Below are 25,070 nucleotides of genomic sequence, written 5' to 3' on the forward strand. Positions count from 1 at the left end.
TCATCCCCGGATGAGTTGCGGTATCGGCCCGGAAGGCGATACCGGCAAGTGGACGGAGCGGTTGCGAATGACGCAGACGGACAGGATCGGAATGAGAAACAGGGCCATGTGTATCCAGACTGTGATCACCCAGTCTGTCTGATGCGAGATGGCATGCATGGCGGGCACGATGGAAAACATATAGACGAGCTGCCCGAGCATCTCACCTGCCATGGCCGTTTCCCAGAGGCGTCGAATGACCCAGGCCAGCAGCAGGAATTTCAGCGCGCCGAAATACCAGAATGATGAAAAGGCATCGATCAGCCCGGTTTCAGTCGTGCCGGTCAGCGGGTTGTAATTGCGGTCGGGCTTCGGTGTGGACAGATAGAGACTGTCCTTGATCTGGCTGCCGACGAGTTGGGCGGGCACATAGGTGAAGACGATCCGGTTCCAGTGGAACTTGCCGTAATCGAACTCCAGTCGCCGGTCGATCTCATCCATTCGCAATACGGCGTTGCGCATTTCGGGGCCGCCGCGTTCCAGCGTTTCCTCGAAATTGGCCGCATAGTCGATATCGAGAATCTGGTCGAGGACGAACCCCGAGGCAGCACGCGTCACCTGACGGTAATCGCCCATGCTGGTCATCAGGAACGTGCCTGCAATAATGCCGATGAACATCAGTGCGCGCGGCACTACCCAGCGCCGGTAGAACCAGAAAGCAAGCAGGAACATCAACAGAAGCTGGATGGCCTCGGCGCGTTTGCCGGTAACGACGATGCGGTCGAGATAGAACACCAGATCAAACAGGATGATGCCCAGTGCGAGCCACGAGCTGCGCCGGGCAAAGCAAAGCAGCGCAATCGCGAGACCATAGGGCATGAGCTGCGCGAAGAAGAGCCAGATGACGGGCATGCCGGTCATCTGCACGCCGATGGATACTTCGCCGGGCAGGCGGCTCAAAAGGAAATAGAAGGACGCGCCGAAAACCGATAGCCCGGCGGCAGCCCATAAAAGCCGCCTTTCGCTGAAGCTAATGGTGAGGAATTTTATCGGGCGGTTACCCATCTGCCAGCCGAGCGCCAGAGCAAGCAGAGCCAATATGCCCATCACCATAGTTTTCGCATAGGCGCCCGCGGGTATGAACTGGTCGTACACCAGGGCTGGAACCTGCGGCAGGATGAAACCGAAGGTCATTACACCGGCCAGAAACGGAAACTGATACATGCGCTCAGGCCGCCCCAGAAAGCCGGTGGCCAGAAATGACACAACCAGAAGAACGAACATCCATGTCAGCGAGAGGTTCACAGCCCGTCCTCCGTCGATTTGCAGATTGAGGACAGGTTGAGCGCTGGGCCGTGCCCAGTCAGATCCTGCGGGAAGATGCGGCCGGACAGCAGATACCAGCCAAGCTTGACATATTCCTTGGCGATCACCTCCACATCGGTGCGTGTGGTGGGAAAGCCGATATGTTCGTCGCTGTCATTGACAGGCGCGGACACGAAATGCATCTGCGGGCAAACGGCGCGAAAGCTCGCAACAGCGCGGCGCGAGTGATACCAGTTGGTGACGATAAGCGCGCTCTTCGCATTGATTTTGCGCATCATCGGGGCGGAATAGCGCGCATTCTGCCAGGTGCTGCCCGAATAGCATTCGACGAAAATAGCCGATGGCGGCACACCTTCGCGCACGATGATCTGCTTGTTGAATAGGCAGTCGCCATCCCCGGTGACGAGAATATAGGGCGAGCGCCCTTCCTTCCACAACCGTGCCGCCTGTTCCGCACGCGGCTGACCGTCGCCGCCCGGCACGACGATCACATCGGCCCGGCTGCCGTCGTCCGGCAGTGCCAGCAAGGGTTCAGAGAAGAACATGGCGGCCAGTCCGAAGAACACGGCGCAGGGCAGAATGGCGAGCAACATCATACCATGTGTCGCTCCGGTTTTTGGGCGTCCAGCGGTCGCTGCAGGACAGAAGAGCGGGAAGGCTGCGCGCTCTGACGGCTGCGCTGCTCTTCCATCTTGACGACGATCATGAACTCATAGGCTGCAAGCAGGCGGCAATAAAGATAGCCGGGCTTGCCATCGAGAAAACCGCGCCGCAGCACATACATGTAGAAAAAGCGCAGGCTTGGACGGAAGGGCATATTGTAGGACAGCGATTTCAGCGCACGCCGCCGTCTCTCAGGCTCGGTGGAGAAAATACCACCCCAGTCGACGTGCCGTTCCAGAAGGCGCGCTGCCGAAAGGTCGGCTTCTACCGAGGAATAGCGATTGTGTTTCGCGTACCAGGCTTCCAGCCCCTTATTGAAACTGTAATGGATAAAATGCGCCTGCAATTCGCCGCCCGGTCCACCACTGGCACGGGAATGCACCGAGCGTTCGAAGCGGACACGGTCGGGTCTGACAAGGCGGGTTATCCATGTCGGGTAAAGGCTCGCATGGCGTATCCAGCGCCCCATGAACATATTCTTGTAGCGCGCCTTGAAGAACACTTCCGGTCGATCTGGATCGGCGGCAATGGCCAGCATTTCGTCGCGCAGGTCCGGCGGCGTGATTTCATCGGCGTCAGGCGTATAAACCCAGTCATGCTTGAACTTGATTTCCGTAAGCCCATACATGCGCTGGCGGTCCTCGGTGTCATAAGCATGGCTATAGACCCGCGCGCCCGCAGCCTTGGCGATTTCCACGGTGCGGTCGGTGCTGAATGAATCGAGCACCACGATATCGTCGCACCAGGCAAGCGATTCCAGACAGGCGGGCAGGTTCATTTCCTCGTTGAATGTCATGATGAGCGCGGAAACGGTCATGAAGTGGTCCCCGGAAATGTGAGATTGGGTTTTGCCGTCTTGGCTGTCTCGGCGATTGTCGCGGCAACGACGACAGCGGGACGTGAGCCTCTGGTCATGCGCAGCACGAAAAGCGTGTGCAGCGCGGCTGGCAGCAGAAGCAAAGCCAGCATGATCCATGCGGGCACACCGGCCCGGATCGCGATATAGGCGATCGCGCCAGCCAGCAGGTTGAACGCCATCACAGCCATGGCCGTTTGCCCGCAGCTCAGGCCAGCATCCATCAACAGGTGGTGCAGGTGCTGGCGGTCGGCGGAAAACGGGCTGCGTCGCGCGCCAAGCCTGCGGATGATGAGGCTCAGCGTATCAATGACGGGAACGGCGACGACCCACAGCAGAACAGGGAAGGCGATGGCGGGTTCTCCACTTGCGAGGATGAGGGATGTGCCCGCAAGGGCCGCACCCAGAAGAGTGCTCCCGCCATCGCCTAGGAAGAGGCTGGCCTTCATGCGCCAGCGGTGGCGCATATTGAAGACGAGAAAGCCCAGGCACGCCGCCGCGAGCGCCAGTGTCTGAAGGCCGAGCCGATGCTGTCCAAAGTCGAAGCCGATCACGGCAAGCCAGAAAAAGGCAGCGGCACTGGATGCGCCTGCCAGTCCATCCACGCCGTCACTCATATTGACCGCGTTGATAAGGCCGACGATGAATGCCAGTGCAAGCAGCAGTGAAAGAGGCCCCATAAGATAAACGCTGCCGCCGTCTGCGGTCAGGCCGGAAGGCCAGCCGATAGTCATGCCGAGACTAAGCCGCTCAATATCGGCCATTCCGATGATCAGGGCCGCGGCCAAAAGCTGGATGGTCAGACGCGGCATCACCGGCAGGTTGAAACGGTCGTCCAGCACGCCTGTGACAAGCACGACCGCCAGACCGGGCAGCAGCTGCAGCATATTGGCTTGCTGGGAAGCCCCATGCACAATCGAAGCGGCGATGGCGAAGGCCAGAAAAATCGCAATGCCACCACAAAGCGGCACCGCACCCTCATGCCGTTTCCGGTCGTCCGGAATGTCGATGAGATACCATTCGCGGGCCAGTTCACGGAAGCCGATGCAAAAGGCGACCGAGAGGACGAAGGCCAGAAGCGTGATCCAGGAAAGATTGCTCATGTCTCCTCCGAGGCGCGAAAGAAGGTCTATCGTTCTTTTTCCTTGCTGCATTTCCCAACCGAACCGCGTGGCGATTCCATTGGGAACGTTCTGGAATTTTTACCCAGTCAGCTGATGTCCCACGACTTGGCTTTAGAGCGAGCGGCATACCCCTTTCAGGTCAGGCGCTAATACCATCGGTGACATTCCCCGCGGCGGGCGAAAGGCTATTCTGAAGGCGCCAGGAAGCCGGGTGGACTTTTCCGCCCGGCACGGTTGCGAGGGGGTATCGCATCTTGGAAAATTGTCTGCCGGAAATGTCGGCGCTCCCGCTGTTCTTCGTTACACGGAGCCGATCATGAAAAATCATCGCCGGGGCTTCGTGATTGCCACGCTGGAGCAATATGCCGGATTGCTGTGCAATTTTCTGACTGTCGTTGCGGTTTCGCGTTTTCTGGGGCCGTCCGAGACCGGCATGGGCGTTGTCGGCCTCAGTGTCGCGGCGATTGTCTTTTCGCTGCGTGAATTCGCAAGCGCCGAATTCCTGATCCGGATCGAGAAGGTCGAGGATCGCGATATCCAGACGGCATTCACGTTTTTGATGAGCGTGACGCTGGTGCTGGCCGCAGCGCTCTTTCTGGCGCGCGATTATTTTGCCGTCACCTATCATGATCCTCTGCTGTCGCTTTTTCTCACCGTCACCATCATCGCGGCGGTGATCGAAAGCGTTTCATTGCCGGTTGTTGCCCTGTTGCGGCGCGACATGGCTTTTGGCGCTCTGGCGCGCATTCGCACCGCCGGTTCCGTTTGCGGCGCAGCCATAACCATCGCAATGGCCTGGTGGGGCGTGGGGCATATGTGCTTCGCCTTCGGATCGCTGGCTGCGGCGGCAGTCACAACCGCTTTTGCGGCAGCGCTTTATCCATTGGGTCGACTGCTGCGCCCATCGCTCGCAAGTATCGGCATGGCGTGGCAATTCAGCATGTATCTCGGGAGCAGTGCGGGGTTGAGCAAGATTTGCGAGACTTTTCCGCAGCTTATGCTGGGGCGTTTCATGCCCGCCGCATCCGTCGGGATCTATAATCGCGCCAGCACATTGAGCGGTTTGCCCGACCGGGTGTTTCTGTCGGCGATCTTTACGGTCGCCTTTCCGATGCTTTCCGATCAGGTTCGGGCGGGTGTGGATATAGCGCAATCCTATGTGCGCGCGCTGTCCTATATTTCGGTTGTTTACTGGCCTGCGCAGGCGCTGCTGGCGTTGCTCGCTTTTCCGGCGGTCCATCTGGTGCTCGGACCAGACTGGTATGGCGCAACGTCGATTGTCGTCATCATGTGCCTCTCCAGCATGTTCTGGTTTTCGGTCGTGTTGACCTATCCGCTTTTGATGGCGCTCGGCGCCAATCGCGATGCCTTCATATCCAACCTGATTTCACGCGTGGTGACGGCGATCATTCTTTGCGTCGCCGCTTACCATGGCCTGATGGCGGTAGCGCTCAGCCTGTTCATCAGTACACCGTTCCAGATGGTTGTTTCCGTGGTCTATGTGCGCAAGCACGTGGCTTTTTCCTACCGGATGCTGGGCGTCGAATTGTTGCGTAGCGGGTTCGTAACGCTGCTGACGCTTGCCATTCCGGTTGCAATGATTGCCGCTGCTGGCACATTGGAAGTTCATTGGGGCTTGGGTTTTGCCATCGGCCTTGCTGGTGTCGCCAGCTGGATCGGAGCCGTGCTGATCACGCGCCATCCTTTTGCATCGGAAATCACACCGGTCCTTGGATGGGCGCTCAGTAGAGTTGCGGGTCGTCTTGGCCGGTTGGGACGCGGGCGTTTCTCCACCTCCACGCCAGCCGAATGAGGAGATCGAGTATGAGACAGCCAGGTGTCGATGTCGTCATTCCGAATTACAATTACGGCCGCTATCTCGGCATCTGTGTTCGCAGTGTGCTGTCGCAGGATATTGAAAACCTGCGGGTGCTGATCATCGATAACGCCTCTACTGATGACAGCGCCGATGTGGCGCGTGCGCTCGCTGCCGAAGATGCGCGGGTGGAACTGCTGCTGAGGCCAGTCAATAAGGGCCAGCATGCCTCGTTCAACGATGGTATCGACTGGGCCAGCGGCGACTATTTCGTTTTGTTGTGTTCCGACGACTTCATCGTTCCCGGCGCGCTTCGACGCGCATTGGCGATCATGGAAACCGATCCAACAATCGCATTCTCCTACGGGCGCGACGTTGCGGTGAATGGCGACGCACCGATTCCCCCCATCCCGCCCCAGCCGGACGATGTGCCCTGCCGCGTCGAGACAGGCACGGCCTTCATCGAGCGCTTTTGCCGGCTCGGCGTGTTCCAGTTGCCGGGTTCGGCGATGGTGGTTCGCACTGCGGCGCAGAAAGCGGCGGGACACTATGTCGAGGCCCTACCGCATAGCGACGATTATCACATGTGGCTGCGGCTTGGATTGCAGGGGAGGATTGCCGAACTGGACTGTGTTCAGGGCGGTACGCGCTCGCATGGGCAGAACCGTTCGCAGCAATTGCGCGACACCCATCTGCTGCATATTCAGCACACGGCGGATGCGGGCGAGTATTTTTTTACCCGTGAGGGGCGTGTCTTGCCCGATTGCGATGCTTTGCATCGCATGGCGCGCCGGGGCATCGCGGAACGGGCCTATTGGTCAGCCATATCCCACCTGCTGCGTGGTGATCCGGCCTGGCGGCAGCTTCTGAAATTCGCAGTGTCGCAGCGGACACAGACGGCTTTTATCCCGCCGGTCAATTATCTCCTGCACCGGCCCGATACGAAGCGGCGCTTGCGCAGCTACGTCGATACGATGCTAGCTCGCCCTCTGGCGGCGACCGGGCGACAATAGACGAACGCTTTTCCGTTTCGTCAGCAGTTGTACGCGCAAGGTCTCTTCCTGCTGCGCGAGTTTCAGCCGATATTGGGCCACCCCGGCCTCAACACTTTCGGCCAGTTGTTGACGCCGGGCGAACATATCATCGATTTGCGCCAGAATGGTTTGCGGGTCGAACCGTTCGATATGATGGCCAAAGCCGTCAAGGCCGGTATCGTGCAGCAGCGCCTCGTTTTTCGCGGCATAGCCGAGCGAGATTGCAGGGCGTCCCATGGCAAGTGCGCAAACAATGTTGTGATAACGGCTCGCCACCACGATATCTGTTTTCGCGATCTGCTGCATTAGCTCGTGCAGAGACGCGACAGGCTCGATAATAATCTTCGCGGCGTCCGGTGAATCGATCCGCGCCATCAGATCGCCGATGGCCTGAACGTCGCCCTTGTCGCCGGTGAGCAGCCGCACCTCGCGCCCGCTGGCCAGAAGTGTTTTCGCCAGTTCTGCGATTTTGCCGAGATAGGTATCATAGATGTCCGAGGCGTTGGCCGCTCGCCTTTTCCACCCGCGATAGGTCATGACGCCAAGGCCCACGCGTCCGGCAACGCTGTCATGGATTGCGTTGCTGGCCGGTGGCAGCGCGAAGGCAATATCTGCGCTCACCGTATCGCTGCGCGCACTAACCCCCAGCGATTTCATGAAATCGTGAGAGATTTCATCGCGATAAGAGCGGAACACTGCGGAGAGCGCCGCCTTGCGGAAGAAAAAACGGCTGACCGGATGATCGGCAGGCCCGGCGCCAACGGACACGAAGGCAAGCTTGGCGCGGCCAAGGCGTGCCGCCAGACACCAGCGCAGGATGACGAACGGCCAGCCGAACGGACCTTCGTTGAAGTCGTCGAGAATGCCCGTGCCGGGCACGATGATGATGTCGAGGCCGTGTGCGACGGAAATTGCGGTGAGAAATCCGGCGAGCCGTCGTGGCAGCTGAAGCAGCGCCTTGTCGAGCAGGCGAAAGAGGTCGCTTTCTAGCGCGGGGTTTCCCACCGGCACTGTCGCGACATTGTATTTTTCCGAGATGATATCGGGGCGCGCGCAGATGCATAGCAGATCCGCATCGGGACAGTTGCGTTTCAGTAATTGCAGCATGGCTTCCAGAGAGCCGTCATTGCCTGCATTGCCGGAACCGAACTGTCCGAAAAGGCCTATTCTCATACTGGTGTCTCCAGAAGCGCCCCCGAAGCGCCTGTTGCACGGTACTCTGGGATCACCGCGCGGGAAAACTGGCAGAAGGGGGAAGCCCATCGTCTAATGTAGGATGGAGCATACCTCTCTTACCCCTCATGGCCAGAATGCGCCCGCCTGCGAATTCGATACACTGGCAGCGGTATATCAACTTGCCCCCTCGATATACCGGAACAAGGCTTCGAGGGACATTTTCCCTCGAAGTCTGGTTTCCGGGGTCCGAGCATTTCCAGCAAAAGTGCGAAGCGGTTTTGCGTGGGATAATGCGACGGAAAACCAGCATTTCCAGCAAAAGTGCGAAGCGGTTTTGCGTTGGAAATGCGGACGAAAAGACATTTAGAGCGGCACCCCTATTCAAGTGTAATGGAGCCGCTCTAAAGGGGGTGTTTACGATGAAATGTGCCTACTTCGTGCGCCCGCACATAGGCGGGACCTATTCGGTTTTCACGCGGATGCGTGCGTCACTGGCGCGCTCGGACATTGAACTGCGCTGGCTTGCAACGGGGGCTGCGGGCGATACCGTCAGCGTGCCGGAAGGGCAGGGGCTGGAGGATGCCGAGCGGCAGGGCGACGCCATTGACCGGATGGGTGTTCTCGATGAAGAAACCCGCGCAAAGCGCATTGTGGATTTTCTGCGCGATAATCGGTTCGATGCTGTCTTCGTCAATGTGCTGTCGCAGCGTTTCGAAACCAATCTCGTCCGCTATCTGCCTGCCGATATTCTGCGCATCATGATCGTCCACAGCATCACGCCCGGCACTTACGAGGCGGCACGCGCAATCCGCGATCATGTTCATGCGACGGTCGGCGTCTCCAACCGCTGCCGCGACGATCTTGTTCGCGGCTACGGTTTCGATGCGTCGCGAACGCTGGTGATTCCGAACGGGTTGAGCCGCGATCCGCATATCGGGCGCGCCCCATCGCGTAATGCAGATGGAAAGCCGATCCGGCTTTTGCATCTGGGTCGTATAGACGACAGTTCGAAGGGTGTGTTCTGGCTGCCGGGCATTTTGCGGCGGCTCAGCTGCGATTATCATCTGACGATTGCAGGCGATGGGCCGGACCTCGAAGCGCTGCGCCACAAGCTGGAACCATTCGGCGACAAGGTCAGCTTTACCGGATGGGTCGCGCCTTCCGATGTGTCATGGCTGGTCAGTCAGCACGATGCGCTGGTCATGCCCTCCCGCTATGAGGGGTGCCCGATGACGCTTATGGAAGCGATGAGCCAGGGGTGTCCGGCCATCGTATCGCGCATTGCAGGTGTGACGGATATGATCGTCACCGATGGCGAAGACGGGATGCTCTTCCCGATTGGCGATTGCGGGCGGGCGGCGGCACAGATTGACCGGCTTGCCGGTGATCCGCAATTGCGCAACCGCATGGCGGAAGCGGCAGTGCAGAAAGTCACTTCGACTTTCGACAGCGATATTGTTGGGGGCGCTTATGTAAATCTGCTGCAAAAGCTGCACCGGGACCGTCCGGAAATCGCGCCGCCACTGGCCTTGTCGCAATGGTCTATGCCGAATGCGCTGCACAAGAATTTGCGCAGCCGCCTGCCGCAGCCGGTCAAGAACTGGCTGCGCCGGATAAGGGAACGAATGTATGCGGGATGGTCCGCAGCCTGACCGGCTGCCGAGCAATCGAAGGTATTCGCCATGAATCTGTTCACATCGCAGTTTCGCAATTCTCAATTGTTGGGTAGCAAGGCCCATGCGCTTATACCCGGCGGCTGCCACACCTATGCCAAGGGCGACGACCAGTATCCGGTCCTCGCTCCGGGTTTTATCCAACGCGGTTGCGGCTCGCATGTCTTCGATGTCGATGGCAATGAATATATCGAATATGGCATGGGCAACCGGGCCGTGGGGCTGGGTCACGCCTATCCGCCGGTCTTGAAGGCCGTGCGCGATGCGCTGGAGGATGGGTGCAATTTCACCCGCCCGAGCGCGATGGAAGTGGATTGCGCGGAGCGTTTTCTTGAGCTGATCGACAATGCCGAGATGGTCAAATTCTGCAAGGATGGTTCTGACGCTACATCGGGCGCAATGCGTCTGGCGCGGGCCTATACCGGGCGCGACATGATCGCCTGCTGTGCGGACCACCCGTTCTTTTCCACCGATGACTGGTTCATCGGGACGACGAAGATGAATGCGGGCATTCCGGCGTCAGTCTCGGCCCTGACGGCGACCTTCCGCTACAACGATCTCGCCAGCGTAAAGGCTCTGTTTGAGGATTATCCGGGGCGTATTGCGGCTATCATTCTGGAGCCAGCGCGTGCCGATGATCCAAAGAAAAATTTTCTGCATGAAGCGATGCGCATTGCCCATGAAAATGGTGCGCTTTTCGTGCTCGACGAAATGATCACTGGCTTCCGCTGGCACAGCCAGGGCGCGCAAAAACTCTACGATATTGTTCCGGACCTTTCCTGTTTCGGCAAGGCGCTCGGTAATGGTTTTGCCATTTCGGCGCTTGCAGGCAAGGCGGAATATATGCAGCTCGGCGGCCTCAGTCAGACCGAGTTTCCGCGTGTGTTTCTGCTGTCGACCACGCATGGTGCCGAGACCCACGCTATGGCCGCTGCCATGGCGACAATAGCGGTTTATCGCGATGAACCGGTTATCGAGCACCTGTATGAACAGGGGGCCAAGCTTGCGAGCGGTATGAACGAGGCGATCACCCGCCACGGCTTAAGCAACTATGTCAGCACGGTTGGACGCGACAGTTGCCTCGCCTATGCGACGCTGGACGAAACCGGCGCGCCATCGCAGGCGTTCCGCTCCCTGTTTCTTCAGGAGACCATCCGGCGTGGTGTGTTGATGCCTTCGCTGGTGGTCAGTTATACCCATAGCGATGATGATATCGCGAAGACGGTCGATGCGATTGACGGCGCTCTTGCTATCTATGCGCGGGCGCTGAATGACGGTGTCGAGACCTATCTGACAGGACGTCCATCGCAGGTGGTCTATCGCCGCTTCAATGAAAACGTGAATGCATGTCCGCCCGCGACGCTATGAGAGGGATGCTGGCAGGTTTGCTTGCGTTTGTGTTGCTGAATGGGGCGACGCAAGCCGCGACGGAGGTCAAGCTGCCGATCCATGTCAGCGAAAGCCACCGCTATTTTGAAGATGCATCCGGCAAGCCATTTCTCATGCAGGGAGACACTGCATGGTCATTGATCGTTCAACTCAAACGCGATGATGTGGATCTCTACCTGAAAGACCGCCGCAAACGCGGCTTCAACACCCTGTTGGTCAATCTTCTGGAACATCAGTTTTCCAGCAATCCGCCTGCCAATGCCTATGGCGACAAGCCGTTTAAAGATGCAGCTTTTGGCGCGATCAATCCGCGCTACTTCGACCATGCCGCATGGGTCATCGAGCGGGCGCAGACGCTTGGTTTTGTGGTTCTGCTGGCCCCGGCCTATCTTGGCGCCAATGGCGGCGGGCAGGGCTGGTATCTGGAAATCGAAGCCGCAGGGCCGCAACGGATGCGCGCCTATGGCGAGGCGGTGGCGCGCCGCTTCGCCAAATATACCAATATTATCTGGGTGTTGGGCGGCGATTTTGATGCGCCGGATAAAAGGCTGGTGTCCAGCCTGGCCGACGGCATCGCGGCCGTTTTGCCGAATGCCCTGCAAACCGTTCATACGCGCCGCAACACCAACACCGCCGAAATCTGGTCCGACGCCAAATGGCTTTCTATCGACACCGTCTATGACTATGACGATGTTCATAGTTCCGTGCTTGCGCAGACCAAAGCCAACCGAATGCCGGTCATTCTGGTTGAGACGCTCTACGAGAATGAGCATGGAACGACTGCGCAAATGATACGCCGGAATGCTTATGGCGCGCTGCTGGCTGGAGCGGTCGGGCAGTTCTTCGGCAATAGTCCGATCTGGCATTTTGGCGGGCCGGGCGTGTTCGACTCCGATCGGGACTGGCGGCAAGAGCTGAACAGTCCGGGTGCGCGGTCGATGACGGTGCTGCGAAAGCTGTTTGCGGTGCTGCCATGGACCGAACTCCAGCCCGACCGCAACGGCCTGATTACCGATGCGCGCAACCTTTATGCTGCATCGTTTTCCGGCGGGACTGGAGCGGTGATCTACGGCGAAGGGGGCAGCTTTTCCGTCCGTAAGGCCGCAGTGAAAACTGGCGATGATGTCGTCTGGATCGACCCATCTTCCGGGATAGGGATACAAGCGGCCACGCCGCAGGAAGATGGCCAGACGCTGACCTTTCGCACCCCATCAGAAAAGAATGCGGGCGGGGACGGAGACTGGATATTGCTGATCGGTAAGCCGGGCCGATTTGCGCTTAACCGAAAGGGGTAAGCGCTACGCCCTTCCGCTGCCGTGCACCCCGCTTGTCTTTAACCGGATATGCCTTCGGTCAAATCGCTACCCCCACTGCTGCGTGATTAACTTGGATTATTGGGGATGCAGAGGAAACGACTATGAAAGTGCTGGTTACCGGAAGTCAGGGTTACATCGGATCGGTCATGGTGCCGATCCTCGTTCATGCGGGCCATGAGGTGTCGGGCTACGATATCGGTCTTTACGAACATTGCCTGTTCGAAGAAGGTGGTGCGGTTGTTCATGTACCGACGCTGCGCAAGGATGTGCGCGATGTGTCGCCGCGCGATCTGGAAGGTTTCGATGCAGTCATTCATCTGGCCGCGCTGTCGAACGATCCGCTGGGCAACCTCAATGAAGAACTGACTTATGACATCAACCACCGCGCCAGCGTGGCAATGGCGAAAGCCGCCAAGCGTGCGGGCGTGGGGCGTTTTCTCTTTGCCTCGTCATGCAGCAATTATGGCATCAGCGATGCCGATCTGATCGACGAAACCGGCGAGTTGAAGCCGGTGACGGCCTATGGCCGCTCGAAAGTGCGCGCCGAGCAGGAAATCCGTGAGCTGGCCGATGCGAATTTCTGCCCGGTTTATCTGCGACCCGCAACGGCCTATGGCGTGTCGCCTTTCCTGCGCTTCGATATCGTGCTGAACAATCTTGTCGCCTGGGCCGTGACCAAGGGGCTGATCTATCTGAAATCAGATGGCACGCCATGGCGGCCTATCGTGCATATTCGTGATATTTCCCGAGCCTTCATGGCGGCCATGGAAGCGCCGCGCGAAAAGGTCTTCAATGAAGCCTTCAATGTCGGCTCCACCGAACACAATTACCGTATTCGTGACATTGCGGGCATTGTCGCCGAGACGGTGCCCGATTGCCGGATCGAATTTGCCGAAGATGCCGGCCCGGATACACGGTCCTACCGTGTCAGCTTCGAGAAGCTGGCGCGGGTTCTGCCCAACGCAAAGCCGCAATGGGATGCGGCGGCGGGTGCGGAAGAGCTTCTGGCAGCCTATAGCCGCTCGACCCTGACGCTTGAAGAATTCGAAGGGCCTCGGTTCCAGCGCATCGCCCATATTCGCAAGCTTCTGGAGGAAGGTGTTCTCGACAGCGATCTGCGGCGCGTGGAGCTTATGCAGCCGCCGCTCAGAGCGATCGCATGATGGATGCGCGGCCAGCAATCACGGACATGCACCGGTCTCCAGACGGGCAGGCGATCTATGATCTGGCCGCGCAGCTTTATCCTATCTGCCGCAGTCTGACGGGTGAGGGCGTGCGGGACACGCTCGCCATTATTGGCAGGCATTTGCCGCTGGAGATTCACGAGGTGCCGACCGGCACCCCGCTTTTCGACTGGAAAGCGCCGCAGGAATGGGTGATCCGCGAAGCCTATATTGCGAACAGAAACGGCCAGCGGATTGTCGATTTTGCGCGGCACAATCTGCATGTGGTGAACTTCAGTATTCCTGTACGAACAAGGCTTTCGCTCGAAGCCTTGAGAGGCCACATTCACACGCTGCCCGATCAGCCGGACCTCATTCCCTACCGTACCTGTTATCATGCGGAGGACTGGGGTTTCTGCATGGCGCATAGCGACTTTCTGGCAATGGCCGAGGGAGACTATGACGTGGTTATCGATGCCGAGCGGCGCGATGGTGCGCTCGTCTTCGGGGAGTTCACGCATCGCGGAACAACGGACGAGACGTTTCTGATCTCCGCGCATCTTTGTCACCCATCGCTTGCCAATGACAATTGCTCAGGTCTGGCATTGCTGACGCTTCTGGGGACGGCGCTTAAAGCGCGCTCCACGCGGCTGACTTATCGCTTCCTGTTCGGCCCGGCGACATTCGGCGCGCTTGCCTGGCTGAGAGAGAACGAGCCGCACCTTGACCGTGTCAGTCACGGCCTTGTCCTGTCCTGCGTTGGCGATGATGGCGGGCCGAATTACAAGCGCAGCCGTCGCGGCAACGCGGCGATCGACCGGATCATGGGGCAGGTGCTCGCGCAGTCCGGTCTGGCCGGGGCGACAATGCATGATTTCTGGCCCTATGGATATGATGAAAGGCAGTTCTGCTCGCCGGGGTTCAACCTGCCGGTCGGCATGTTTCAACGCAGCCTTTATGGCACTTTCTCGGAATATCATACCTCAGCGGATAATCTGGATTTCATCAAGCCGGAATGTCTTGAGCAATCTTTCAATCTCATCATGCAGGCCATTGATATAGCGGAGCGAAATTGGATTCCGCTCAACACCTCGCCAAAGGGCGAGCCGCAACTGGGCCGTCGTGGGCTTTACGGCAAGACCGGTGGTGACAGCCGTGCCGCGCAGGAAGCGATGGCCATGCTCTGGATTCTTAATCTATCTGACGGCGGCGCGTCACTTCTCGACATGGCCGAGCGGTCGAAATTGCCTTTCGCAACGCTCGCCGGGGCTGCGGAGAGATTGCGCGATGCCGGATTGCTGATCGAGTTGAAGTAATGGGCCTAAAGTAAAGGCCAAGAGCGGTCCTTGTCCGAAATCACGCTGGGCTGGTTCGGCCACGGTATGCCGAGCGCCGGATCATCATAGCGCAGGCCCGTTGCATGGTCCGGCGCGTAGGGATGCGAGATCATGTAGCGGATGAGGACATTATCGGTAAGCGCCTGAAATCCATGGGCGCAGCCTTCCGGTATATAAAGCTGCACGCCATTTTCCGCCGAAAGCTCCAGACCAACCCAGCGCATATAGGTGGGCGACTTGGGGCGTATATCGACCAGCACATCCCAGACCGTGCCTTGCAGGCAGGTGACGAGTTTTGTCTCCGAATGCGGGTCATGCTGGTAGTGCAAGCCGCGCAGCGTGCCTTTCTCACGCGAGAAGGAAAGGCTGTGTTGCGGATAGTGCGTTTCCATCTGCCGTTCGGCAAAAGCCGTTTCGGAATAAACCCGCGCAAACCAGCCGCGCTCGTCCTCCATCCGTTCCGGCTCGATAGACCATGCGCCATCAATGTTCAGAGAAGTAAACCGCATATGGAACGCCCCGTTTCCGCCTGCCGACATTCTGACAGCGTGGTCAGCGCCCGGTAGAGCCTTCTTCGAGGGACGATCTTCACCTTCCGACGTAGGGCTTTCCCCCGGATGGGCGAGCGGCCTACACCCTTGCCCGCCCTATGACGCAAGCCGGGTGAGGATTGGCAGTATTCGTTCGGTGATGGCTGCGCCCAATGGTATGTGCGCCGCGCTCCAGATGGCAGTCTCGGCAATCTTTAGACCGCTTAGTAGTTTGGGGGCAGAGTAGTGGCGGCCATTGTGAGGGCCAGAGCCGAGGGGGTGTGTATGACCATCCAGACACCGGATATTTCGCGGAGCAAAAGCATGACGCAAGAGCGGACCGGCTGTCGCCTGTGCGGTAAGCGGCTCAAACACACCTTTGTGGATCTGGGCATGTCGCCGCCCTGCGAAAGTTTCGTTGCCGCCGATCAGCTGGACCGCATGGAGCCTTATTACCCGCTCTATGCGCTGGTCTGCGATCATTGCTATCTCGTGCAGCTGAAGGAGTATTTTTCGCCCGCCGAGATTTTCACGGAATATGCCTATTTCTCGTCCTTTGCGACAAGCTGGGTGGATCACGCCAGAGCCTATTGCGACGCGATCACCGAAAGGCTGGAACTGGACGAGAACAGTTTCGTGGTGGAAGTCGCCAGCAATGACGGCTATCTGCTGCAGCATTTCCTGCCAAAGGGCATTCCGGTTCTGGGCATAGAACCTGCGGCCAATGTGGCGGAAGCCGCAATCGCCAAGGGCGTGCCAACCCGGGTTGATTTCTTCGGCGCGAAACTGGCGCTGGAAATGCTCGGTGCTAATCAAAGCGCCGATCTCATTATCGGCAACAATGTTCTGGCGCAGGTGCCCGATCTGAATGATTTCGTGCGCGGTATGCAGCTTCTGCTGAAACCCGAAGGTGTCATCACGCTGGAATTTCCGCATCTTGCCAATCTGATTGAGTTCAACCAGTTCGACACGATCTATCACGAGCATTTCTCGTATTTCTCGCTGCTGACCATTCGCTTCATGGCGCACAGGCACCACCTCAAGATCATCGATGTCGAGGAAGTGCCGACCCATGGCGGATCGCTGCGGGTCTATCTGGCGCGCACCGGCAGCAAGCGCAAGGCGTCGCCCCGGGTAGCGGCCCTTCTCAAGAAGGAAGAGAGCTTCGGCCTCACCGATATCGCGACCTATGAACAGTTTGCGGAAAAGACCCGTCACGCCAAGCGTGATCTCCTGTCCTTCCTGATTGCAGCCAAGAATTCGGGCAAGCGCATCAGCGGTTATGGTGCGCCGGGCAAGGGCAACACGCTTCTGAACTATTGCGGCATCGGCACGGATTTTCTGGATTTCACCGTGGACCGCAATCCCTACAAGCACGGGCGCTATACGCCCGGCATGCATATCCCGATCTATGACGTATCGGCGATAGACAAATACAAGCCGGACTACATTCTCATCCTGCCTTGGAACTTCAAGGATGAGATTATCCGGCAGATGCAGCACGTGGTCGAATGGGGCGCGAAATTCATTATCCCCATTCCTCATGTCCGATTGATCGATCCAGCTCTGATTGCAGAGGAGCGTTAGTCATGAAAGTCGTTCTGTTTTGCGGCGGTCTTGGAACCAGAATCCGCGAATATTCGGAAAATGTGCCCAAGCCAATGATCCCGCTCGGCCACCAGCCGATCCTGCATCATGTCATGGAGTATTACAGCGATTACGGCCACAACGACTTTGTCCTCTGTCTCGGTTACAAGGCCAATGTCGTGAAGGATTTCTTTCTGACGATCCGCCCGCAGACTTTCGCCGATTGCGTCGTCTCCAATGGCGGGCGCAATGTCGAATTGCTGGAGGAAGTGGACCGCGACTGGAGCGTGACCCTGCTCGACACCGGCATCTGGCGCAATATCGGCGAGCGCCTGTGGAGCGCGCGTGCCCATGTCGAGAAGGAGGACATGTTCCTCGCCAATTACAGCGATGGTCTGAGCGATGTCGATCTCGACGACATGACGCGGCGTTTCGAGGCGAGCGGCAAGATAGCCTGCTTCCTCGCCGTGCGTCCGCCGCTGACCTATCATCTGGCGGATATCGCCGAAGGCGGGGACGTGCGGGCTTTTCGGACGTCAAACACCTCTGATATCTGGATCAATGGCGGTTATTTCCTCTTCCGCAAGGAAATCTTCGATTACATGCGAGAGGGCGAAGAGCTGGTGCTGGAACCGTTCAGCCGTCTTATCGCCGACAATCAACTGATGGCCTATAAATATGAGGGCTTCTGGCGTTCAATGGATACGCTGCGCGACTGGCAGACGCTGGAAGACATGGTCGAGAAGGGCGATATGCCCTGGAAGAAACACAAGGCGGAGCAGCGCGCAGCCAACATCGCCATAGCGTTATGATCGACCTGCGTTCTCTCGCCAATCCGGGCAGGCCGCTTCAGCTCTTATGTCTGGGCGCGCATTCGGACGATATCGAAATCGGTTGCGGGGGAACGCTCCTCAGTCTGATCGAAGCGGGAACGCCGATGCACATCGAATGGTGTGTGTTGTCGGGCAGTGGAGAACGACGCGCCGAGGCGGAGGCTTCAGCGCGCGATTTTCTGCGCGGTACGGAAAATCCCGGCATCCGGCTTGCGGCGTTTGAGGACAGTTATTTCCCGGCGCAGATCCGCGAGATCAAGGCGTGGCTGATCGAACAACGCAGCCGCCAGACGCCGGATATTGTTTTCACCCACCGCCACGGCGACGCGCATCAGGATCACCGCACAGTCAACGAACTGACCTGGAACCTCTTCCGCGACCAGCTGATCCTCGAATATGAAATCCCGAAATGGGATGGCGACCTCGGCCAGCCCAATGCCTATTCGGCCCTTTCGGCGGCGATCATGGAACACAAGGTCGAGCTTTTGATGAAGCATTTCGGCACACAACGTTCGAAGGACTGGTTCGACCCCGAAACATTTCGCGGATTGGCGCGATTGCGCGGTATGGAATGTCGCGCGCCGGAAACCTATGCCGAAGCGTTTCATATGCGCAAGCTGCGACTGTTTTAGCTTTGTCTGGAGATACAAAAAAGCCCGTCGCGCTGGGAGGAGGAGTGCGCAACGGGCTGATTGGTAAAGCGCGATTGGGAGGAGGAGTATCGCGCTTCGTGTCCGGTTTCTGGGAGGAGGAGTGAAACCGAACAACGTGAAAATAGGTGCGCGGTCAGAGGTTTACAAGAGGACATGCTGCAGGGCAGCTATGCATTTTTTAAAGGGCTAAAAAAGAAACCGCCCCGCAGCGGTCTAGCGCGCTGGGGCGGTCACTCCCTCCTCCAAGTGGAGCACACAATAATGTGGGAGTTTCTAAAAGCAAGCCCCCGACAAAACTCTATAAATTTCAGAAAATACTGAAATCCATGAAGCTAATTGAGTAGTTGCCGGGTCTCCTGCTGATGAGCGGTTGGGTCTCGACTGATCTCGGGTCGTACTCGCCCACACTGTGTGGCTCCCAGCCGAACAAAACTTTGGCTAATATTTGATATATTTTATGGACTATCTAATTGCCGTGAGGCGGAGTGGAACCACGGCACCTGTGTGAAGCTGTCATTTGAGTGCGCTTCGCAGTTGTACCCCGCAATTCTCCGAGATTGCTATTTCCATTTTGGAACAGGTGTGATTAGGTTCGCGCCGACGGATTTAAGGAATCAGTCTTCAAATTTCACTGATGCGATAGGCTTGCGCGGTGGAAATTTAGACAGGACTATAAAAACTCTGACTCAATAAGAGTTTCAAAAAAAGCCTTATGATCTCGGGTGTTTAACCAGATCGCCCTCCCAATTAAGTGGGATAATTATCCGTTCTGATCACGTAATCTTTCAGACTGGAACCCTTTGTTGGTTTTAGAATCGGTCTTTAGTCGCCATTTTTTCCCTGCGTGCACTCCTGAGAGCTCGCCCGCCTCGCGCCCCTAAGCCCCCCGCCCAAACGCGAGGCGGTTCCTTATCCAGGAACCATCAGTTTTTCCCAAGAATCGTAACAATCGAATATGCTGGCTTCGGTCCGCGCATTTTGAGTTGCAACGCGCGTTACCCTTCAGTTCGTATAAAAATCGCAGTCACGTTTTAAGACGTTACGCAGCGTCACATTTGATTGGGATTTAATCGTAAATCTGAAGCGCTTTCTTCTGTGGAAGACGCCGAAAAGCCCGGCTGATGCCCTATTCTTCGGGTACGTTTAAGCCAGTTGAGTCGATTGGTGCGCGAGGTGCACCGCAGCTTGGCCACGTCTTGGAATGCATGCAGCAGCGGGTCCGGCTTCATGCTAGCGCGCCTTCGCTTCGTCGGAGGGGTTACATGTCAGGACGTCAGCCAAAAATTAACCATCTGTTAACCATTCCGCATATAGACCGAGTAAACCGTTTTTTAATCAAGATGAATCAAGTGCTAACACAATCCCGTCCGATCCGTTTGAAAGGGCGCTCCTTTCTTGCGCTGGTGCTCTCGCCTGAACTGCCGCTGGATGGCTGGCTGGACAGGCTAGACGATCTTGCCGCGCGTTCGGCGGGGTTCTTTCTGAACCGGCCAGTCGTGCTTGATCTTGAGAATCTGGTTATCGAACGGATGCAGCTGGTTCAGCTACTGGAAGATCTTGCAGGTCGCGGTGTCTGGATCACGGGGTTTGAAAATGCGCGTCCTTCGCTTCTCGGTCCTGGCATGCCGCCAGCGCTGCGTGGCGGGCAGGTGGCCGCGGATTTCAATCCCGAGGTGAGCGAGCCTGCGGCCCCGGCAAAGCCGGCTGCAACCGCAGCACCCGCCAATGTGCAACTGGTGAAGGCCGTCCCTTCGATGGTGGTAACGGAGCCTGTGCGCTCCGGCCAGTCCATCTATTTCCCGGATGGCGACGTTACTGTTGTCGGTTCGGTGGCTTCTGGTGCGGAAGTGGTGGCGGGCGGTTCGATCCATGTCTATGGCGCGCTGCGCGGTCGTGCGATGGCCGGGACGGCAGGCAATTCCAACGCGCGCATTTTCTGCCGCAAGATGGAAGCCGAATTGGTTGCAATCGACGGCCTCTACAAGACGGCTGAAGACATGGAAGCCCGGTTGCGCGGTCAGGCGGTGCAGCTCTGGCTCGATGGCGATTACATGATGGCCGAAACGCTCGGTTGATCGAATTTATTGAAAAGAAATCATGTCCGGTTGGGCGGGCAATACTCTCATAAGGCGTGCGGGAGCTACAGGAGACCAATATGGCAAAAGTAATTGTTGTAACTTCCGGCAAGGGTGGCGTTGGCAAAACGACATCCACCGCAGCCATCGGCGCCGCTCTTGCGCAGCGCGGTGAAAAGACTGTCGTTATCGACTTCGATGTCGGCTTGCGCAATCTCGATCTGGTCATGGGCGCCGAACGCCGCGTGGTGTTCGATCTGGTAAATGTGATTCAGGGCGATGCGAAGCTGCCGCAGGCGCTTATCCGCGACAAGCGTCTCGACACGCTTTATCTGCTGCCCGCCTCCCAGACCCGCGACAAGGACAACCTCACCACCGAGGGCGTTGATCGTGTGATCGAAGACCTCAAGAAGGAATTCGACTGGATCATCTGCGACAGCCCGGCCGGGATCGAGCGCGGCGCGACGCTTGCCATGCGCCATGCCGACATGGCCGTTGTGGTGACCAATCCGGAAGTGTCGTCGGTGCGCGATTCCGACCGTATTATCGGCCTTCTCGACGCCAAGACTCTCAAGGCCGAGCGCGGCGAACGGGTGGAAAAGCATCTTTTGCTGACCCGCTACGACCCGATCCGCGCCGAACGCGGCGACATGCTGAAAGTCGAAGACGTACTTGAAATCCTGTCTATCCCGCTTCTGGGCATCATCCCTGAAAGCCAGGATGTGCTGCGCGCATCCAATATCGGCTCTCCAGTGACGCTTGCCGACCAGCGCAGTGCGCCGGCTCTGGCCTATCTGGATGCAGCACGCCGTCTGGCGGGCGAAGAAGTGCCGATGACTGTTCCATCCGAAAAGCGCAGCCTTCTGGGCAAAATTTTCGGAAGGAGAGCGGCATGAGCCTATTTCGTTTCTTCACCAAGCAGGCATCGGCGCCCTTGGCGCGCGAACGTCTGCAAGTTCTGCTGGCGCATGAGCGAGCGTCCGAGGGACATTCCGATCTTGTGGCTGTGCTGAGGGAAGAAATTCTGGCGGTGATCGCCAAACATATCCAGATCGATCGCGACAAGGTCAGCGTGAAGATGGATCGGGGAGATCAGATGTCGACACTGGAAGTCGATATCGAGCTTCCCTTGAAGAAAAAGGTGCGGGCAGCCTGATCTTCAAAGCATTTCCGGCAAATCGTGTCTGGAAGTGCTTACTATAACGTGCGGGGGCGATAATGGAGGGATTTTTCCATGAACCGCGGCACACTTCTTATCCGTCTGAAGGAGCTTCAGGAACTGCCAAAGTTTCAGAAGCGCGATATCTGTACGGTAAGCGCCTTTCTACCTCTCGACGCTCTGGCAGAACATGTCAGGGTCTGCGAGGAGGCCGCAGGCGTAGCGCAAACGGGGCAGGATCATTGATCCTGCCTTTTTCGCTGGCTCATGCGTCTTTTACGGCACGGCAAAATGCGTCTGCAAATAGCAGCCGAGAAACAAAAGCACGACCGCAGCCGCTATGAGAGCCAGAATTTTCATAAAACAGCATTCGCTCAATCTCCGCTCACGTTCAATAAAACTGATGGTGATCGACGTGCGGAGGCAGGGAACGTATCAGGCGGTGTTCTGCAGCAGTTCGCGCCGCGCTGTTGCGACAACCTGCTGCGTCAAATCGGAGAGCCGATCAGCCGCAAGCCGATTGACCTGCCAATAGAGCGGTACGTCGAGCGGTGTGTCGGCTACAAGTTCGACCAGCTGGCCGGATGCAAGGTGGTCCTTCACCAGCACGTTTGGGTTTACACCCCAGCCCATGCCGTCAAGGCTCGCTTCGACAAATCCTTGCGTAGAAGGTAACCAATGCGTCGGGCAATTGACATCCGCCTTCAGGTTGTCCTTGATCCAGCGCTCCTGTAGCCGGTCTTTCTGGTTGAAAGTCAAGGCTGGCGCAGTGGCAAGCGCATCCGGCGTCACGCCATTTTTGAAATATCGTTCCATGAAATCCGGCGATGCGGTTGCGTGATACCGCAGCGTGCCGAGCGGAACGATACGGCAGCCTTGCACCAGTTTCGCGTGAGAGGACACAGCCGCCAGAACACGCCCATGCTGAAGCCATTCGGCTGTGTGATCCTGATCATCCACGGCGATGTTGAGAAGATGCTCGGAACCTTTGGTAAAAGCGGAAATGGCTTTCAAAAACCATGTTCCCAGACTGTCGGCATTGGTGGCGATGTTCAGCGTGACGCGCTGCTTCAGGTCGTCCGGCCCGGCAAGGGCTGGCAATTCTTCCAGCAACTCGCGTTCCAGCATACCCACCTGTTCGATGTGGCGACAAAGCCAGTCGCCTTTTTCGGTCGCGGTGCAAGGCGTCCCGCGCGAAATAAGCACCGTGCCAAGCCGCTCCTCCAGATGTTTCACCCGTTGCGATATGGCAGACGGCGTCACGTTCAAGGCGCGGGCCGCTTTCTCGAAACTGCCAGTTTGCACGACCATCGCGACGGCACGAAGTGCGGAATAATCGATCATTAGTTTATCTTAATTATAGTTAGTATCTTTAACTATACTAATCCAGACGAGGTTTGTATCCAAGCGCTATCAACCATTCCAATTTGCGTGGCATCTGGCGCCATGCTCCGTAGCGAGCCGAAATGAATTTCTCCGTTTATCTGACGGGCCTGACCATGGGCCTCAGCCTGATTGTAGCCATCGGCGCGCAGAACGCTTTTGTTCTGCGGCAGGGGCTGCGCGACGAGCATGTCTTCGCGGTCAGTCTTGTCTGTGCTGTTTCGGACGCAGTACTGATCACGCTAGGGATCACCAGCTTTCAGAAGATCGCGGCGGCGCTTCCGTCAATCGATCCGGTCATGCGCTATGGCGGTGCCGCTTTTCTGATTTGGTATGGAGCGCTAAGCCTTTATTCGGCAATCACATCGTCAACGGCGCTTTCGACCGGCAACGGTCAGGCAACAGGCTTGGGGAAAACCATTGCCACCTGCCTCGCTTTGACCTGGCTCAATCCGCATGTCTATCTGGATACGGTTGTCTTGCTGGGCACGATCTCTACCCAGTTTCCGGGCCTCGAAAGCGCATTCGCTATGGGCGCCATCACGGCTTCGTTCGTATTTTTCTTTTCGCTGGGATTTGGTGCGCGCTGGCTACGCCCGGTTTTCGCCAAGCCGTCCGCCTGGCGTGTGCTGGAGGGCTTGATTGCTTTTGTAATGTGGGCAATCGCATGGAAGCTACTGACCGGTGCATAAGCGCCGGTTCGCTCTCTATCCGGTTTATTCTTCCGAACTCTGCTGCCGAATCCGCTCGGAAACAAAGGTATGCAATGTGAACGACGTAGCCGGATTGTGATCCGGTGATTTTGGAAAACCTTTCAAATCCTGCGGCGCTATACCGAACCGCTCCTTGAAGAATTTGGTAAACTGCGCGCGGTCTGAAAAGCCGCAGGCATAGGCGACTTCCTTCATGCTCAGCCGTCGTCCGCCATCATTGATGAGGCGTCGATAAGCAAGGTCGAGCCGCTTGTTGCGGATCACCTTTGTGACACCGTTGTCAGGTTCAAACGCGCGATAGAGATGAGAGTGCGACAGCTTGAACTGTTGCATAATGCTCTTTGGCGAAAGGTTCGGATCAGCCAGGTTCGCGTCGATATGGTCGAGCACGCGCTGACGCAGCGGCTGGCTGACGGCAAGATATTCTTCCAATGTGAAAGCCTGCCTGTTGATCGCCGCTTTCAGCAGAACCATCAGGGATTCCTGAATTTCAGGATAATCATTCTGGTCGATCGTATCGATGATCCGGTCGAGTGTCAGAATGAAATTGAACAGGATCTTGTTGGTTGCAATGTTGGAAGGCAGCACGAGACCGTGCAGGTTCTTGCCCGGAAAGGCCTTGTTGAGTTCCTTGCGCGGAATGGCCAGCGTCACGCGTGCGCCAGCCTCTTTCTTGCTGGTCAACACCTGCGTCAGATCGAGAATGAATATGTCGCCCGGCTTCACATCGACATTCTTGCCGTTGAAGTCGCCCCGGTAGTCGCCAGCCAGAACCAGTTGCAGCAGATAAAGGTCGAGATCCGTTCTCGCGATGATTTTCGGCGTTCGATCACAGAACTGGCTGCTGAATGTGGTATTGCCGACCACCATGTCGCCGAACAGACGCGAGCGGACGGAGCCGCTCATGACTTTGTCGCCCTTTTCGAGCGTTGGCGAAACCTCATAGATGATGGACGACGTGTCCCGCCAGAAATCATTGCGGATTTTCTCGTCAACCATATCCGCCGATATGTAATGGCCGCTCTTCATGTGCCCCCAACTGCGACAATTATCAGCTGGCAACTTTGCATGCGCATAAGCTTACGCACTTTTTAAGCATCCAACTGTTTCCTACTACTCCCAAGCCCGGACCTATTCTATCAAATTTGTCCCTCAAAACGCAAGATGGGACAAAAATACCGCATATTAGGGACATACATGTATTGTCAGTGCGATTGCCTCAGCTATTTCTATTAAGTCGAATTCTTTATTGTTAGATCTTGGTGAAGTATCGAATTGCGGAATT

23 protein-coding genes are annotated in these 25,070 nt (G+C 57.4%); 15 read left to right on the plus strand and 8 right to left on the minus strand.

Annotated features, from left to right (window positions below; genetic code table 11):
* From HWD97_RS02840 to HWD97_RS02855, 4 genes are read right to left on the minus strand one after another with little or no spacing between them, the layout of a single operon-like run.
* The gene (locus tag HWD97_RS02840) at window positions 1-1,284 is read right to left on the minus strand and encodes a hypothetical protein (RefSeq protein WP_371834686.1); all 1,284 of its coding nucleotides are present in this window, start codon (window positions 1,282-1,284) and stop codon (window positions 1-3) included.
* The gene (locus HWD97_RS02845) at window positions 1,281-1,898 is read right to left on the minus strand and encodes a YdcF family protein (protein ID WP_371834141.1); all 618 of its coding nucleotides are present in this window, start codon (window positions 1,896-1,898) and stop codon (window positions 1,281-1,283) included. The genes HWD97_RS02840 and HWD97_RS02845 overlap by 4 nt, the downstream gene beginning before the upstream one ends.
* Window positions 1,898-2,785, minus strand: coding sequence for a glycosyltransferase family 2 protein (locus tag HWD97_RS02850; RefSeq protein WP_371834687.1), 888 nt, complete (start codon window positions 2,783-2,785; stop codon window positions 1,898-1,900). The genes HWD97_RS02845 and HWD97_RS02850 overlap by 1 nt, the downstream gene beginning before the upstream one ends.
* Window positions 2,782-3,927 (minus strand): MraY family glycosyltransferase, encoded by a 1,146-nt coding sequence (locus HWD97_RS02855; RefSeq protein WP_371834688.1) that lies wholly within the window; start codon window positions 3,925-3,927, stop codon window positions 2,782-2,784. Before HWD97_RS02855 ends, HWD97_RS02850 begins: the two co-directional genes overlap by 4 nt.
* A gap of 337 nt (window positions 3,928-4,264) precedes the next feature.
* On the opposite strand from HWD97_RS02855, the gene HWD97_RS02860 reads away from it, so the two are divergent.
* Together HWD97_RS02860 and HWD97_RS02865 are read left to right on the plus strand one after the other, a co-directional pair.
* A complete protein-coding gene (locus HWD97_RS02860; protein ID WP_109368016.1) occupies window positions 4,265-5,761 on the plus strand; it encodes an oligosaccharide flippase family protein in 1,497 nt (498 codons plus the stop codon).
* A gap of 11 nt (window positions 5,762-5,772) precedes the next feature.
* The gene (locus HWD97_RS02865; RefSeq protein ID WP_109367691.1) at window positions 5,773-6,777 is read left to right on the plus strand and encodes a glycosyltransferase family A protein; all 1,005 of its coding nucleotides are present in this window, start codon (window positions 5,773-5,775) and stop codon (window positions 6,775-6,777) included.
* Here HWD97_RS02865 and HWD97_RS02870 read toward each other — a convergent pair.
* Window positions 6,742-7,971, minus strand: a complete 1,230-nt coding sequence (locus tag HWD97_RS02870) for a polysaccharide pyruvyl transferase family protein (RefSeq protein ID WP_109367690.1) — start codon at window positions 7,969-7,971, stop codon at window positions 6,742-6,744. The two genes, HWD97_RS02865 and HWD97_RS02870, sit on opposite strands and share 36 nt — an antisense overlap.
* A gap of 422 nt (window positions 7,972-8,393) precedes the next feature.
* Here HWD97_RS02870 and HWD97_RS02875 point away from each other — a divergent pair, with 422 nt between their 5' ends.
* The 5 genes from HWD97_RS02875 to HWD97_RS02895 all read left to right on the plus strand — a co-directional run bounded on the left by HWD97_RS02875 (window position 8,394) and on the right by HWD97_RS02895 (window position 14,831).
* The gene (locus tag HWD97_RS02875) at window positions 8,394-9,626 is read left to right on the plus strand and encodes a glycosyltransferase family 4 protein (RefSeq protein WP_109367689.1); all 1,233 of its coding nucleotides are present in this window, start codon (window positions 8,394-8,396) and stop codon (window positions 9,624-9,626) included.
* A 30-nt stretch (window positions 9,627-9,656) separates the two neighbouring features.
* Window positions 9,657-11,015, plus strand: a complete 1,359-nt coding sequence (locus HWD97_RS02880) for a glutamate-1-semialdehyde 2,1-aminomutase (RefSeq protein WP_109367688.1) — start codon at window positions 9,657-9,659, stop codon at window positions 11,013-11,015.
* On the plus strand, window positions 10,994-12,331 hold the full coding sequence (locus HWD97_RS02885; RefSeq protein ID WP_371830831.1) for a DUF4038 domain-containing protein: 1,338 nt from the start codon (window positions 10,994-10,996) through the stop codon (window positions 12,329-12,331). The genes HWD97_RS02880 and HWD97_RS02885 overlap by 22 nt, the downstream gene beginning before the upstream one ends.
* Window positions 12,332-12,453: 122 nt before the next feature.
* Entirely contained in the window at window positions 12,454-13,515 is a 1,062-nt protein-coding gene (locus tag HWD97_RS02890) for an NAD(P)-dependent oxidoreductase (protein WP_109367687.1), read from the plus strand.
* Entirely contained in the window at window positions 13,512-14,831 is a 1,320-nt protein-coding gene (locus HWD97_RS02895) for a DUF4910 domain-containing protein (protein WP_109367686.1), read from the plus strand. The genes HWD97_RS02890 and HWD97_RS02895 overlap by 4 nt, the downstream gene beginning before the upstream one ends.
* A gap of 5 nt (window positions 14,832-14,836) precedes the next feature.
* Here the strand turns inward: HWD97_RS02895 and rfbC are convergent, their stop codons facing one another.
* Window positions 14,837-15,361: a dTDP-4-dehydrorhamnose 3,5-epimerase gene (gene rfbC, locus HWD97_RS02900; protein ID WP_371834689.1), complete on the minus strand. Its 525-nt coding sequence runs from the start codon at window positions 15,359-15,361 to the stop codon at window positions 14,837-14,839.
* 306 nt (window positions 15,362-15,667) lie between these two features.
* Here rfbC and HWD97_RS02905 point away from each other — a divergent pair, with 306 nt between their 5' ends.
* From HWD97_RS02905 to HWD97_RS02935, 7 genes are all read left to right on the plus strand, one after another.
* Complete coding sequence (locus tag HWD97_RS02905; RefSeq protein WP_109367684.1) at window positions 15,668-16,969, plus strand: class I SAM-dependent methyltransferase; 1,302 nt, start codon at window positions 15,668-15,670, stop codon at window positions 16,967-16,969.
* A 2-nt stretch (window positions 16,970-16,971) separates the two neighbouring features.
* On the plus strand, window positions 16,972-17,781 hold the full coding sequence (locus HWD97_RS02910) for a sugar phosphate nucleotidyltransferase (RefSeq protein WP_121538746.1): 810 nt from the start codon (window positions 16,972-16,974) through the stop codon (window positions 17,779-17,781).
* A complete protein-coding gene (locus tag HWD97_RS02915) occupies window positions 17,778-18,434 on the plus strand; it encodes a PIG-L deacetylase family protein (protein WP_121538748.1) in 657 nt (218 codons plus the stop codon). Before HWD97_RS02910 ends, HWD97_RS02915 begins: the two co-directional genes overlap by 4 nt.
* A gap of 1,361 nt (window positions 18,435-19,795) precedes the next feature.
* Window positions 19,796-20,530, plus strand: a complete 735-nt coding sequence (gene minC, locus HWD97_RS02920) for a septum site-determining protein MinC (RefSeq protein ID WP_109367681.1) — start codon at window positions 19,796-19,798, stop codon at window positions 20,528-20,530.
* 80 nt (window positions 20,531-20,610) lie between these two features.
* Complete coding sequence (minD, locus tag HWD97_RS02925) at window positions 20,611-21,426, plus strand: septum site-determining protein MinD (protein ID WP_109367680.1); 816 nt, start codon at window positions 20,611-20,613, stop codon at window positions 21,424-21,426.
* Window positions 21,423-21,686: a cell division topological specificity factor MinE gene (gene minE / locus HWD97_RS02930; protein WP_109367679.1), complete on the plus strand. Its 264-nt coding sequence runs from the start codon at window positions 21,423-21,425 to the stop codon at window positions 21,684-21,686. Before minD ends, minE begins: the two co-directional genes overlap by 4 nt.
* A 78-nt stretch (window positions 21,687-21,764) precedes the next feature.
* Window positions 21,765-21,935 (plus strand): hypothetical protein, encoded by a 171-nt coding sequence (locus HWD97_RS02935; RefSeq protein WP_167836099.1) that lies wholly within the window; start codon window positions 21,765-21,767, stop codon window positions 21,933-21,935.
* 189 nt (window positions 21,936-22,124) lie between these two features.
* On the opposite strand, the gene HWD97_RS02940 is transcribed toward HWD97_RS02935, so the two are convergent.
* Window positions 22,125-23,033 (minus strand): LysR family transcriptional regulator ArgP, encoded by a 909-nt coding sequence (locus HWD97_RS02940; RefSeq protein ID WP_109367678.1) that lies wholly within the window; start codon window positions 23,031-23,033, stop codon window positions 22,125-22,127.
* Window positions 23,034-23,155: 122 nt separating this feature from the next.
* Here HWD97_RS02940 and HWD97_RS02945 point away from each other — a divergent pair, with 122 nt between their 5' ends.
* Window positions 23,156-23,764: a LysE/ArgO family amino acid transporter gene (locus HWD97_RS02945; RefSeq protein ID WP_109367677.1), complete on the plus strand. Its 609-nt coding sequence runs from the start codon at window positions 23,156-23,158 to the stop codon at window positions 23,762-23,764.
* 24 nt (window positions 23,765-23,788) lie between these two features.
* On the opposite strand, the gene HWD97_RS02950 is transcribed toward HWD97_RS02945, so the two are convergent.
* Window positions 23,789-24,814, minus strand: coding sequence for a helix-turn-helix domain-containing protein (locus HWD97_RS02950; protein WP_371834690.1), 1,026 nt, complete (start codon window positions 24,812-24,814; stop codon window positions 23,789-23,791).
* Between the last annotated feature and the right edge of the window lie 256 nt (window positions 24,815-25,070).

The sequence above is a fragment of the Ochrobactrum sp. C6C9 genome, assembly GCF_022627935.1.
GTDB lineage: Bacteria > Pseudomonadota > Alphaproteobacteria > Rhizobiales > Rhizobiaceae > Brucella > Brucella teleogrylli.